This window comes from Flavobacterium sp. CG_9.10 (assembly GCF_015752245.1).
GTDB lineage: Bacteria > Bacteroidota > Bacteroidia > Flavobacteriales > Flavobacteriaceae > Flavobacterium.
This window is the reverse complement of the sequence record NZ_JADOVD010000013.1, coordinates 28,227-41,314: the sequence shown is the minus strand read 5'-3', so window position 1 is coordinate 41,314 and position 13,088 is coordinate 28,227. Positions and strand designations below refer to the sequence as shown.

Sequence of the window (13,088 nt, the reverse complement as noted above, 5' to 3'; positions counted from 1 at the left end):
AATATTGAATTTTGAAATAAAAAAATAGCATTGGTCATCCCTTTTCAGAATTTCAACACTGAAAATTCCATGTTCCATGATCAAAAATAAGAAGATCAAATATTCATTAAAAAGTAAAAAATATTAAACACAAAAAAAGGTTCAACCGAAAAGTTGAACCTTTTTTTATGGAAATAATTCAAGAACTATTTCTTATAGTATTTTCTATATTTTGGATAGGTAACAGCTCCTATTGCAGCAATTCCTCCCAATGAATACCAAATCCAGTTTAATGAATGAGCTTCACCACTGGCATACGAATGAAGTCCAACTAAATGGAAATTCACTCCATAATACGTAAACAAAATCGATACAAAAGCAAACATACTCATCAAGTTAAAAATCCATTTTCCTCGTAAGGATGGAACAAATCGAGCATGAATCACAAAAGCATAAACCATTATACTGATTAATGCCCAAGTTTCTTTTGGATCCCAACCCCAGTAACGTCCCCAACTTTCATTGGCCCACTGTCCTCCAAGGAAGTTTCCAATGGTAAGCATGATTAAACCAATTGTCAATGCCATTTCATTGATGTAGGTGATTTCTTGAATATTCAAATCCATTTTGGCTTTGTTCTTTTCATTGGTAAAAAATATTAACAACAGAGAAACAAAACCTAATATCATTCCTAATGCAAATGGACCGTAACTGGCCACAATCACTGCTACGTGAATCATTAACCAATACGAATTAAGAACCGGCTGCAAATTAGCAATTTCCGGGTCAATCCAATTCATGTAGGCTGCTGCCAAAATCATTGCTGTAACAAAAGCAGAAGAAGCCACAGTAAGTTTCGATTTTATATCGAAAGCCAATCCAAAAAACATGGTAGCCCAAGCTACATAAATGATAGATTCATAAGCATTACTCCAAGGCGCATGCCCTGATATATACCAACGGGCGATTAAACCTATAGTATGTAAACCGAATAACAATCCAACAATAACATGCATAGAATTGACCAAAATATTCAATACTTTTCGCTCTTTCACTATTTGTAGAATAGTAAATAAAAGCATCAAAATAGCGGCTATCAAATACCAATAGGGCAATACTTTGAACACATCGTATTTATTGTACAATATCTCCAATGTAATTTTCTCTTCGGTTGGTCTCACTTTGCTTCCAAACTTTTTCTGAAAACCATTTATGCTTTCTAATAATTCATTTGCTGTTTTATAATCTTTAGTATCGGCTGCATTAGTTAAAGTCCCAAAATATAATGGCAACACACTTTTAGTATAAGTGGAATCCATTCCTTTCATCCCTGATTCATTCAATTCCAGATAAGAAATCCATTTATTATTTTCATTATTTGGAATAGGGAAAATCTTTAATATTCGGCCACTCAAGGCTGATTCCATCAGATTTACTTTTTTATCGGTTTCAATAAAGTCTTTTTCAAACTGGTTTGGATTTCCTGCTTTAAAAGCGTCATCTAAATATGGAGACAATTTATAGTTCCCTTTTTCATCAAAGAAAGCAATAAAGGGAGCGTATTTTGCTTCTTTGTCAATACCAATAATTTTTCGGATACTATCATTTCCCGCTTTGATATAAATTAATGGAACTTCAATCCATAATTTTGCATATTCCGTCATAGACAACAAAACCTGATCAGAGTTCATGCCTTTATACGTTTCCATATGGCTCACTTTTCGCAACAATTCAGACGAAAAAGTATTGATAGGCTTCATTCTTCCGCCAGCATCTTGGATTATTAATCTTCCAAATTTAGCTGCATGGTCTTCTGGAACTTTATATTTTACCAATAAAGAATCCATTTGTTTTTCATTGGGCGCCTTGTGCTGATGATCGTCTTGTTTTTGAGCAAATCCATTAAAACTTAGCATCAAAACTAAAATCGTAGTCAACTTTGCTTTTTTATTTTTTACCACTTCCAGTTTTCTTTTCAAATCAGCAAAACGAGAATACTTGGTAAACATAATCGACATCATTGCAAAAAACAACATAAAATAGCCGCTGTATGTTATGCAAGTTCCCCAAAAATCGTGATTTACAGATAATACTGTTCCTTTTTCGTCAGGATCAAAAGAAGATTGAAAAAAGCGAAACTGTTTGTAATCTAAAACATTATTCATAAAAATTCTGGCATCAAATGATTTAGTGGAATCTTGAACCGTAACCTGGCTTTCAAAAGAAGAATAACTTTTCTCGGTTCCGGGATATTTTTTAGCAATAAAATCATTCAATTTTATCTTGAAAGGCAAGACATAAGCCTTACTTCCGTAGAAAAAAGTATAATCAATTTTTCCTATTTTCACAGTTTTAGATTCTCCTATTTTACCTTTGGAACCCAGAATCGTAACCTCTTTTTGTTGTCCTTCAGCACTTACATTTAAAACTAAAGCGTCTTCATGATTCTTTGCCTTAAAGTCATTACTTGAATCATACGCAATTACTCCTTTTACAGCTGGATCAGGAAATACAAAACGCATTTCACCAATGCTGTACAAGGAACGCATCATTAATGGCTGAACATTATCTTTAGTTACTTTTCCTTGCAATTTATCTGCCATGCGCATAAAATTACCTTCAAAAGGAGTTTGGATTGTATAAGCCGCTCCAGTTGTCGTAATATTTATCGCCCCTTCGGCATATTTGTTTAATGAAAATAATACATTATGTATGTTTTGTATTTCACCCGCTTTAAGCATATGTTCGTGACGGCTGCCATCACCGGCTTCTACCACTTTCATGTAAACAACTCCTTTATTGTCCGGCTTGATAACTTCTTTTGCGCCCAAAATAAAATTTTTATATTCTACTTTAAATGGCGTATCAGCAAATTTATCTGAAATCGAAAAACTATTATTGGTAACAGGAGATAGCAATAAAGATTTTTCAAAAACTCTACGTTTCATTTCGCCTTTGTATTCACCATCTATAAAAACAGTAAGAAAGGTTTTCTCCGAAAAAACTTGATTTTCTGCAGCACCTTCGCGAATAGGCATCATTCCTTCGTAACTAATGTATCGTGTTACGAAAGCACCAAGAAGAATAAAGATGAAAGACAAATGGAGTAATAAAGTCGCCCATTTTTCTTTTTTTAATAATTGATAACGCTTAATATTTCCTATGAAATTAATCATAAAAAAAACCATAATGGCTTCAAACCACCATGCATTATAAACCCAAATTTTAGCAGTATCAGTATTGTATTTGCTTTCTATAAAAGTTCCAGTAGCCATTGCGATTGCAAAAGATAAGAAAAGGATGGCCATTAATCGTGTGGAGAACAAAATTGAAAATATTTTTTTTAACATTTGTAAGGGATTTCATTTCTTAAAAGTGCCACAAAAGTACTTAAAAATGTTGACTTCTATATTCGCACAATTGTTAATTTAATCCAAAATTAAGTCTTCTAATTTTACGGTGAAAAAAGTTAATTTGAACATCATTTTATTTTGCAAAATATCCAGAAAAGCAATAAAAAAAGCTTAATATTTTTTTGCTAATTTTGTGCTATGACTAAAGTAATAATTATCGGTTCAGGAAATGTCGCACAACATTTAATTGTTGCTTTTCAAAATTCTCAAAATTCGGGAACAGAAATCGAATTGATTCAAGTTTTTTCAAGACAAAAAGAGAGTGTCTCTCACCTACTCGATTTGGATAAAATTACAGATGACTTCGATACTTTGCTAGAAGCTGATTTGTATATCATTGCTGTTTCTGATGATGCCATTGCCGATGTTTCTTCCCAACTTCCATTCAAAAATCGTTTGGTGGTTCATACTTCGGGAAGCATTCCTTTGGATTCTCTAAATGAAAACAATAGAAAAGGTGTGTTCTATCCCTTGCAAACATTTACTAAAAACAAAGATGTTGATTTTAGAATTATCCCAATTTGTTTAGAAAGCGAAAATGCTACCGACTTTCAATTATTGGACAAAGTAGCAAAAACGATTTCTGATAAAGTTTTCGCAATCAATTCAGAACAAAGAAAAGCATTGCATGTTGCGGCAGTATTTGTCAATAATTTTGTGAATCATCTGTACCAAATAGGTCAGGAAATTTGTCAAGAGCATCAGGTTCCATTTGAAATTTTGAAACCGCTTATTTCAGAAACTGCTCAAAAAGTAATGATTCTTTCACCTGAAGATGCACAAACGGGACCTGCCGAACGCAATGACACCAATACAATTGAAGCGCATGAAGCTTTTTTATCCAATGAAAATCATGCAACTATTTATAAAACATTAACCCAATCTATACAGCACAATGGCAAGAAGTTATAAACAAATAATGAACGATATCACCACTTTTATTTTTGATGTCGATGGAGTACTAACCGATAGTTCGGTTTTTGTTACCAATGAAGGCGAAATTTTGCGCACCATGAATATTCGTGACGGTTATGCGATGAAAGCAGCTATAGAAAGTGGTTATAATGTATGCATTATTTCAGGAGGAAGCAATGAAGGTGTCCGAGTTCGACTTAGAAATCTTGGGATAACTGACATCTATTTAGGGACGCCAAACAAAGTGGAAACATTTGACGAATACACCGATGTTTACAATATAAATCCCGAACAGGTTTTATACATGGGAGATGATATTCCCGATTATCATGTGATGAAATTAGTTGGTTTACCCACTTGTCCGCAAGATGCAACTCCTGAAATCAAGGAAATTTGCGCTTATATTTCGCACAAAAACGGAGGAAAAGGAGCCGCTCGCGACGTGATTGAACAAGTGATGAAAGTCCAAGGAAAATGGATGGCTCATTTTGACGGGAAACACGATTAGACTTGCGATTTTTGATTTCAAATTTCGAAAAAACTCAAAACTTATAATCCATAACTCTATAATGAATTTTCTAAAACTAATCCGTTACCAAAACTTACTGATGCTTGCATTTATGCAACTCGTTTTCAGATATGGATTTTTTAAATTTCAAAATATCCCATTGTCCTTAGAGGATTGGCAATATTTATTATTAGTCTTATCCACTGTTTTATTAGGAGCAGGTGGTTATGTCATCAACAATATAGTTGACCAAAATACGGACAACGATAATAAACCAAATGACGTAATTGTAGGTAAAACAATTTCCGAGGTAAAAGCATACAACATATATATTGCACTTAATTGTGTTGGGGTTGGAATTGGTTTTTATCTGTCAAATGTTATAATGAAACCTGGCTTCGCCTCTATTTTTATTTTGATCGCCGCCACACTTTATCTTTACGCTACTAGCTTAAAGCAAATGATTCTGATTGGAAATGTAATCGTGGCTTTATTGCTTTCTTTCAGCGTTATTATATTAGGAATTTTTGATCTCTATCCTGCTACCTATGAAGGAAATCAGACACAAATGGCTGTTATTTTCTCGATACTTTTAGATTATGCCGTTTTTACTTTCTTCGTTAATTTCATAAGGGAAATAGTTAAAGATTTAGAAGATACAACCGGAGATTACAATCACGGAATCAATACTTTACCGGTAGCTATAGGAATCCACAGAACTACCAAAATCGTTTTTGTACTCAGTTTTATCCCCTTAATAGCGCTTCTTTTTTATATCTATAATTATTTATTCCTTCTAACTTACACGACCTTTTATTTATTGATTTTTGTATTGGGACCTTTGTTTTATTTTACTATAAAAATTTGGAATGCAAAAACAAAAAACGACTTTCACCTGTTGAGCCTGCTTCTTAAATGGATTCTATTTTTCGGAATTATATCCGTTCTTGTAATTACTATAAATATGAAATACAATGCTTAAAAATAAATTAAAAAAATACAATCTGATACTTGCTTCAGGTTCTCCAAGACGTCAACAATTCTTTAAAGATTTAGATTTGGATTATGAGGTTAGATTAAAAGAAATCGAAGAAATATATCCCCCAGAATTAGAAGCTACCGAAATCACAAACTATCTTGCGGAATTAAAAGCAAGCGCATTTGAAGGAGAACTGCAACCTAATGACATTTTGATTACAAGCGACACCATCGTTTGGCATAATCATAAAGCTTTGGGTAAACCAAAAGATGCAGCTGACGCTTTTGCAATTTTAAAATCATTATCGAATGCTACTCATGAAGTAATCACTTCCGTTTGTTTTAAAACCAATGAAAAAACTTCGATAATATACGAAATAACCAAAGTGACTTTCAACGAATTAACCGATGAGGCAATTCAGTATTATTTAGACAATTACAAACCGTATGATAAAGCGGGAGCCTATGGAATCCAGGAATGGATTGGCTTTATTGGGGTTTCAAAAATTGAAGGTTCTTACGCTAATGTGATGGGAATGCCAACGGATAAAGTTTATGAATATTTAAGTAAATTAGTATAATTAATTATGGATAGGAATCTTATTTTCGATTATACTAAAGAACTAATTGGTACAGGAATACTTTTGATTGTATTGATTTCATTACGAGTGTTAACAACAAAACTTGTAAAACGTTACGCTAAATCAAGTCACACTCTTGAGCATCGAACTAATTTAGTCATCAAATACATTCATTTATTCACTAATATATTGGCGTTCATCTCTTTAGTGTTAATATGGGGAGTTCAGACCAAAGATATTTTTATTGCACTTTCCTCTATTACAACTGTTGTGGGCGTTGCCATGTTTGCGCAATGGTCTATTTTGAGTAACATCACATCTGGCATTATTTTGTTTTTTTCTTTTCCGTTTAAAATTGGTGATATAATAAAAATCCATGACAAAGATTTTCCTTTTGAAGCTGAAATCGAAGATATCGGTGCTTTTCATGTGTACTTAAAAACCCTTGATGGAGAAAAGGTTATCTATCCTAACAACTTGCTTTTACAAAAAGGAATTTCGATAATGAAAAATCATTTTGATGATAAAGAATTTATAGATTAATTGCAATTTTGTAAAAATATAATTTACTTTGATTCAAGTTATAAAATCATTCTACTGTTTATGTGGAAATTATATAACTATTTTAAAAAAATCTATAACCATTAGAGTTTTTATAACATCATATTTGCTTGTTAGATTTTAAATTATTCATAATTGAATTTTAATACATTATAAATACAACGAAAAATATGAATGACACTATAAAACTTCCATTCTACGCAAAACTGGCACTGACTTTAGTATGCCTGATTAGTTTTGGTTATATTTTTTATATCGGTCAGGAAATCTTGATCCCAGTTCTATTGTCCTTTATTTTTGCCATATTACTAAGACCAATCGCTCATTTTATAAGACATACACTCTATTTTCCGCATGTTATAGCGGTTATGATAACTGTCTTGTTATTTATTTTACTTTTTGTTGGGCTTTTTGCATTCTTGTCAATTCAGATTAGTGAGATGGCTAATGATTTTAATAAAATTGAGAGAAACATTACCATTCATATTCATAATGCACAACAATATATTCGAGAACATTTCAATATAAGTTCAAGAGAACAAAAACAATATTTGGACACTGCCGCTGAAGATTCTATGGAAAAAGGAAAAGAAATAATAGGAACGACCTTAATGTCCTTTACGGATACGCTACTAAACCTCATTTTAATTCCTATTTACACTTTTTTAATCCTTTTGTACAGAACTCATTTTATGTTGTTCTTTTCCAAATTGGTAAAAAAAGAGTACCACCCAAAATTGCAAGATATTTTATCTCAAATAAAAGTAGCCGTAAAAAGTTATATTGTTGGTTTAATCATAGAAATGATTATGGTTTCTATATTAACAACAATAGGATTTATGATAATAGGAGTTAAATATGCAATCTTATTGGGGATCATTACGGGAATTCTAAATCTAATCCCTTATGTAGGAATATTGTTTGCAGGTGCTTTAAGTATTGTAGCATCGCTAACCGGATCTCCCGACTTATCCATAATTGTGGGTGTAATTGTAGTCAACATAGTAGTACAACTAATTGACAACAATGTTTTAGTTCCATTGGTTGTGAGTTCAAAAGTCCAAATAAATGCATTTGTTTCCATTGTTGGGATCATTATAGGTGGAGCAATTTCAGGAATTTCCGGCATGTTTTTGGCTATTCCAATAATTGCCATTCTTAAAGTGATTTTTGACAGAATAGAATATTTAGAACCTTGGGGGTATTTAATGGGAGATGATTTACCAAAAACATATACTTGGCGCAATATTAAATTACCACTTTTTGATTCAGAAGCATCAACAAAAAAAGTGATAATTAAAACGGACATTATTGTTCCGATGTTTACCGAAACGACCACCGTACAAGCTACCGAAACAACTACCGAAACAACTACCGAAGATGAGGTAAATAAAACGAACGTATAAATTCTAAAATTTTAAGTTAAATAATCAAGTCACTCAAATTTAAATTTGATTTAAGGATTGCTTTTATTTTAATTTTAAACCTACTTTTAAAGAAATTTTTTTTGATGTATAAAATAAAAAAACTGATTTTATTACTGTTGATGCTTTGTTACTCGCAAGTTTCTTTTTCACAAATAGATAAACCAAAAAAAGATTCTACTCAAGTATATAAAAGCATTCAAACCTATTCAAAAAAAAATAAATTTACCAGATTCGTTCATAAATTAGTTTTCAGACCCGTTAATATAAAAGTTGAAAAGAAAAAAGTAGTCAAAAAAAAGTACCAGGCTTTTGAAGGCAGAATAATTAGAAAAATAAATATCATTACTCTAGACCCTTTTGGATATTCAGAAATCGATTCAACAAGAAGACCCAAAAATTGGGCTGAAAGAGAAGGAAACAGAATACATATTAAAACCAACAGACTTGCTATTCTGAATTTATTATTGATCAAAAGGAACCACCCATTAGATTCTCTACTATTAAAAGAATCCGAGCGTTTAATACGTACTCAAAGATATGTTAACAGAGTTAGTATCACTCCACAATTAATTAAAAATAATTCAGATTCTGTAGATGTTTCAGTTCGCGTTTTAGATTCTTGGAGTATGATTCCAAGAGGCTCTATTTCAAGCTCCAGAGTAACTTTTGAAGTAAATGAACGTAACTTTTTAGGATCTGGTCATCAATTTGAAAATAAAATCAGAAACCGCTTCAGCGATGGAAAAACCGCTTACGGTCTTGTGTATAGCATCCCAAATATTAAAAATACTTTTATAAAGACGGCGGTAAGCTATTTTGTGGATTTAGACAATTATTATGGGAAAAGCATCAATATTGAAAGGCCTTTTTATTCTCCTTTGGCAAAGTGGGCTGGTGGAATATATGTAGATCAACAATTTAGAAAAGATACGCTTCAAGATTCTAATTTGATATATGCAAAACAAAATTTCAAGTACAATTCACAAGATCTTTGGATCGGACACGCATTTAAACTTTTCAAAGGAAATACCGAAAGCGACCGAACCACTAATCTTATTTTATCTGGACGATTTTTGAATGTAAAATATATTGAAAGTCCCACCATCGTATATGATCCTATCGATTTCTACGCTGGAGAAAAGTTTTATCTTTCGGGAATTGGAATCACTTCACGAAAATTCGTTGAGGATAAATACATTTTTAAAAATGGGGTCATTGAGGATGTTCCCATTGGAAAAACATTTGGAATAACTGGAGGATATCAATACAAAAATGAAATAGGTCGCTATTATTTAGGTGGTCAAGCTTCCTTTGGAAATTTTTATAAATGGGGGTTTTTAAGTGCCAATTTTGAATTGGGTAGTTTTTTTGACAAATCGAAAACCAACCAAACTGCTTTTTCATTCCAAGCCAATTATTTTACTAATTTAATTGATATGGGAAGATGGAAATTAAGACAATTCATTAAGCCACAATTCATATTAGGAATAAACCGTGTAAATTCTATTGGTGATCAACTCACCATTAACGATAGAGATGGAATTAATGGTTTTACAAGTGCTCAATATGGTACTGAAAAAGTAATGCTGACTTTACAAACTCAAGCCTATTCGCCATGGGATCTTTGGGGATTTAGATTAAATCCGTATTTTAACTATTCAATTGCTATGCTTGGAAATGCTGAAAAAGGATTGACTAATAGTAAGGCATATTCAAAAATTAGCGTTGGATTTATTATTAATAATGATTACTTAGTCTTTAGCTCTTTCCAAATATCACTTTCCTATTATCCTTCCATTCCTAATATTGGCGAAAATGTATTCAAAACAAATTCTTTTGAAACAACCGATTTTGGTTTTCAGGATTTTGAGCTAGCCAAACCACGAACGGTAATTTTTAAATAAGGTGTCGTTTAAATAAATGAACACTAAAATCATATTTTTTAATTTCTTGCAAACTGTGAATTATATAATTCTTACAAAAAATTTCATAAGTTTATATCGATATTTTTTTATAGATTTACTGTATCAAAAATAATTTAACTAAAACCCAAAGAAAATGAAAAAGTTTACATTCTATTTAATGATGATGGTATTCTCATTAAGTGCATTCCCAACAACAAGTTTTGCTGCTGAAAAAACACCTGTAACAGTAACAAATACTACAAAAGAAATGCCTGCAGAAGTTAAAGCAATGCTATCTCGTTTAGACGAAATTAAAGCAATGGACAAATCTTCTTTGAATTCTTCTGAGAAAAAAGAGCTTCGCAAAGAAGTTCGTGCTATTAAATCTGAGTTGAAAGCATCAGGAAATGGTGTTTATTTTTCAGTTGGTGCAATTATCATCATTATCCTTTTATTGATTCTTTTATTATAATCAATTTTTAAAATTTGAAAAGAGAGAGAAGTTAATAAACTTCTCTTTTTTTTTGTAAACTAAACTCGATTTAATTTTAATTCATCCATTTGGCACAATATTGGCTTGTATTAAAAAGATACTGGTTAAATTATAATTATATTATTACTAATTAAATATTTGAAATATGAAAACATTAAAACTTATTGCCCTAGGAATAATACTTTTTGTCTCAAGCACAATTCAGGCACAAGTTTCAGTAAATGTAAATCTTGGTACACCGCCAGCTTGGGGACCTTCAGGATATTCTAATGTAGATTATTATTATTTACCTGATGTTGAAGCTTACTATGACATCAGAGCTTCACAATTCATCTACTTAAATGGAGGAAGATGGACGAGATCTAGATATTTACAAGGACCGTATAGAAACTATAATTTGTATAACGGATACAAAGTGGTGTTAAACGATTATCATGGTAAGACACCGTATAGTAACTTTAAAAGTCATAAAGTAAAATATTACAAAGGTTATCATGGTAAACCGCAAAAATCAATAGGTTCCAATCGTAAAAACAATTACAAAGAAAACGGAAATACTGGTAATAATGGTCAAAAGCAAGAAAAAGGAAACAAGGGTCATGGAAATGGTAAACATTAATTTTTGATCAAGGCTTAATCCTGAAAAATCAATATTAGATAAGAAAATTCATTTAAAAACTCCGAAAGTCTAAAACCTTCGGAGTTTTTTTTATTTAATAATTATGTCTTTTTTGGAGTTTATTCTCACTACGCAAAAAGGATTTGTAAAGACTTGAGTAACCATTCCTCCAGGTTTAGGAATAGTTTCTTTGACAGTGATAATTATATTTTTATCTGTTTCAACAACATCTTCAATCCCTATTTTATATCCTCCAGTATTTTTTTCTCCCATATTTAAAATGACAAAATTTGAAGTTTGAATATCATTTGCGCTGATTTTATTTTTTAAATTTTCATCGCTTTGTAGCATTTTAATCTCATTTGGTTCCGAAAGAATCTCAAAAAAATGAATACTTGCACCACCATCATTTTGTTGGGTTAAGACTTCATATAAAGGTCTTTTTGCTGAGTTTTTAGTAGAAGAAGCACCACATGAATATAATAATATAGAAAGCGATAGTATAGCGATTTTTTTCATTTTTTTTTAATTAACGATATGAACTTAGTAAAGAAGAGGAGTTATACATATTGATTTATTGCTTTTTTATATAAATCTTCGTACAACGGTAAAATGTTTTTGATGTCAAATCTTTCAGCGACTGACAATGCATTTTTTTTAAATTTTCTTAAAGTTGCATCATCTTTTAAAATTTTTAAAGCGTTCTCAGCCATTTCATCTGTATTACCCACATCACTCAAATAACCTGAAATTCCATCAAAATTCACTTCTGGTAATCCTCCCGAATTACTCGAAATCACGGGAACACTCCACGCCATGGCTTCTAAAGCCGCAAGACCAAAACTTTCCGTTTCCGATGGTAACAAGAACAAATCAGTATAACTTAATATTTTATCAATTTCATTACTGTTCCCAAAAAAGATTACTCTGTCAGAAATACCTAATTCTTGGCACAAGTACTCCGCTTTTTCTTTTTCCGGCCCATCCCCTACCATCATAAGTTTAGCAGGAATTTCTTTTTGAATATTATAAAATATTTTAATAATATCTGGAATTCGTTTCACTTTTCTAAAATTACTTATATGTGTAATGATACGTTCGCTTTCCTTAGCCATTACAGATCGATGACATTTGGTATTAGGATCATTCGTGTTTTTATCTAATTCAATAAAGTTAGGAATGACTTGTATTTCATTCTTAATATTAAATAATTTAAGGGTATCGTCTTTCAAACTTTGGGAAACCGAAGTCACAAAATCAGATTTGTTGATGCTGAAAGTTACTGCGGGTTTATAAAATGGGTGATTTCCAACCAAAGTAATATCTGTTCCGTGAAGTGTGGTCACCATTGGGATATTAATACCTTCATCTTTTAGCATTTGTTTTGCCATATAACCTGCATAAGCATGAGGAATGGCATAATGAACGTGAAGCAATTCGATTTTATACAATTTTACCATATCTACTAATTTGCTCGATAAAGCTAATTCATAGGGCTGGTAATGAAACAACGGATATTCAGGTACATTAACTTCATGGTAGTGCACATTTTGATTTAAAAGTGCCAAACGAACTGGTTGACTATAGGTTATAAAATGAATTTCATGACCACGTCGTGCTAATTCAAGACCTAATTCTGTGGCGACAACTCCACTTCCTCCAAAGGTAGGATAACAAACTATTGCAATTTTCATGTATTTATTTTAAAGA

12 protein-coding genes are annotated in these 13,088 nt (G+C 31.7%); 9 read left to right on the top strand and 3 right to left on the bottom strand.

The genetic code is table 11. The features are described 5' to 3' along the window. Positions 1 to 185 precede the first annotated feature (185 nt). Positions 186 to 3,329: a cytochrome c biogenesis protein CcsA gene (gene ccsA, locus IWX84_RS11900; RefSeq protein ID WP_196850976.1), complete on the bottom strand. Its 3,144-nt coding sequence runs from the start codon at positions 3,327 to 3,329 to the stop codon at positions 186 to 188. Between the two features lie 201 nt (positions 3,330 to 3,530). Between ccsA and IWX84_RS11895 the strand changes: the two genes are divergently transcribed. From IWX84_RS11895 to IWX84_RS11855, 9 genes are all read left to right on the top strand, one after another. Beyond that, positions 3,531 to 4,304, top strand: a complete 774-nt coding sequence (locus IWX84_RS11895) for a Rossmann-like and DUF2520 domain-containing protein (protein WP_196850975.1) — start codon at positions 3,531 to 3,533, stop codon at positions 4,302 to 4,304. Then, positions 4,288 to 4,815: a KdsC family phosphatase gene (locus IWX84_RS11890; protein ID WP_196850974.1), complete on the top strand. Its 528-nt coding sequence runs from the start codon at positions 4,288 to 4,290 to the stop codon at positions 4,813 to 4,815. Before IWX84_RS11895 ends, IWX84_RS11890 begins: the two co-directional genes overlap by 17 nt. Positions 4,816 to 4,876: 61 nt before the next feature. Further along, a complete protein-coding gene (locus IWX84_RS11885) occupies positions 4,877 to 5,797 on the top strand; it encodes a geranylgeranylglycerol-phosphate geranylgeranyltransferase (RefSeq protein WP_196850973.1) in 921 nt (306 codons plus the stop codon). Further along, positions 5,790 to 6,374 carry a Maf-like protein gene (locus IWX84_RS11880; RefSeq protein WP_196850972.1) on the top strand — a complete coding sequence of 195 codons (585 nt, stop codon included), beginning with the start codon at positions 5,790 to 5,792 and terminating at the stop codon, positions 6,372 to 6,374. The genes IWX84_RS11885 and IWX84_RS11880 overlap by 8 nt, the downstream gene beginning before the upstream one ends. Before the next feature lie 6 nt (positions 6,375 to 6,380). Then, on the top strand, positions 6,381 to 6,917 hold the full coding sequence (locus IWX84_RS11875) for a mechanosensitive ion channel family protein (RefSeq protein ID WP_196850971.1): 537 nt from the start codon (positions 6,381 to 6,383) through the stop codon (positions 6,915 to 6,917). A 188-nt stretch (positions 6,918 to 7,105) separates the two neighbouring features. Further along, positions 7,106 to 8,341 carry an AI-2E family transporter gene (locus IWX84_RS11870; RefSeq protein ID WP_196850970.1) on the top strand — a complete coding sequence of 412 codons (1,236 nt, stop codon included), beginning with the start codon at positions 7,106 to 7,108 and terminating at the stop codon, positions 8,339 to 8,341. A gap of 104 nt (positions 8,342 to 8,445) precedes the next feature. Then, positions 8,446 to 10,266, top strand: coding sequence for a hypothetical protein (locus IWX84_RS11865; protein WP_196850969.1), 1,821 nt, complete (start codon positions 8,446 to 8,448; stop codon positions 10,264 to 10,266). Between the two features lie 154 nt (positions 10,267 to 10,420). After that, positions 10,421 to 10,738, top strand: coding sequence for a hypothetical protein (locus IWX84_RS11860; RefSeq protein WP_196850968.1), 318 nt, complete (start codon positions 10,421 to 10,423; stop codon positions 10,736 to 10,738). Between the two features lie 166 nt (positions 10,739 to 10,904). Beyond that, positions 10,905 to 11,378: a hypothetical protein gene (locus IWX84_RS11855; protein ID WP_196850967.1), complete on the top strand. Its 474-nt coding sequence runs from the start codon at positions 10,905 to 10,907 to the stop codon at positions 11,376 to 11,378. A 90-nt stretch (positions 11,379 to 11,468) separates the two neighbouring features. Here the strand turns inward: IWX84_RS11855 and IWX84_RS11850 are convergent, their stop codons facing one another. After that, positions 11,469 to 11,897: a protease complex subunit PrcB family protein gene (locus IWX84_RS11850; protein ID WP_196850966.1), complete on the bottom strand. Its 429-nt coding sequence runs from the start codon at positions 11,895 to 11,897 to the stop codon at positions 11,469 to 11,471. 41 nt (positions 11,898 to 11,938) lie between these two features. After that, complete coding sequence (bshA, locus tag IWX84_RS11845) at positions 11,939 to 13,072, bottom strand: N-acetyl-alpha-D-glucosaminyl L-malate synthase BshA (RefSeq protein ID WP_196850965.1); 1,134 nt, start codon at positions 13,070 to 13,072, stop codon at positions 11,939 to 11,941. Positions 13,073 to 13,088: the final 16 nt, after the last annotated feature.

What these genes read in the sequence shown, in the direction of transcription:
- ccsA (WP_196850976.1), bottom strand. Translation starts at nt 3,329, where the DNA reads ATGTTAAAAAAAATATTTTCAATTTTGTTCTCCACACGATTAATGGCC.
- IWX84_RS11895 (WP_196850975.1), top strand. Translation starts at nt 3,531, where the DNA reads ATGACTAAAGTAATAATTATCGGTTCAGGAAATGTCGCACAACATTTA.
- IWX84_RS11890 (WP_196850974.1), top strand. Translation starts at nt 4,288, where the DNA reads ATGGCAAGAAGTTATAAACAAATAATGAACGATATCACCACTTTTATT.
- IWX84_RS11885 (WP_196850973.1), top strand. Translation starts at nt 4,877, where the DNA reads ATGAATTTTCTAAAACTAATCCGTTACCAAAACTTACTGATGCTTGCA.
- IWX84_RS11880 (WP_196850972.1), top strand. Translation starts at nt 5,790, where the DNA reads ATGCTTAAAAATAAATTAAAAAAATACAATCTGATACTTGCTTCAGGT.
- IWX84_RS11875 (WP_196850971.1), top strand. Translation starts at nt 6,381, where the DNA reads ATGGATAGGAATCTTATTTTCGATTATACTAAAGAACTAATTGGTACA.
- IWX84_RS11870 (WP_196850970.1), top strand. Translation starts at nt 7,106, where the DNA reads ATGAATGACACTATAAAACTTCCATTCTACGCAAAACTGGCACTGACT.
- IWX84_RS11865 (WP_196850969.1), top strand. Translation starts at nt 8,446, where the DNA reads ATGTATAAAATAAAAAAACTGATTTTATTACTGTTGATGCTTTGTTAC.
- IWX84_RS11860 (WP_196850968.1), top strand. Translation starts at nt 10,421, where the DNA reads ATGAAAAAGTTTACATTCTATTTAATGATGATGGTATTCTCATTAAGT.
- IWX84_RS11855 (WP_196850967.1), top strand. Translation starts at nt 10,905, where the DNA reads ATGAAAACATTAAAACTTATTGCCCTAGGAATAATACTTTTTGTCTCA.
- IWX84_RS11850 (WP_196850966.1), bottom strand. Translation starts at nt 11,897, where the DNA reads ATGAAAAAAATCGCTATACTATCGCTTTCTATATTATTATATTCATGT.
- bshA (WP_196850965.1), bottom strand. Translation starts at nt 13,072, where the DNA reads ATGAAAATTGCAATAGTTTGTTATCCTACCTTTGGAGGAAGTGGAGTT.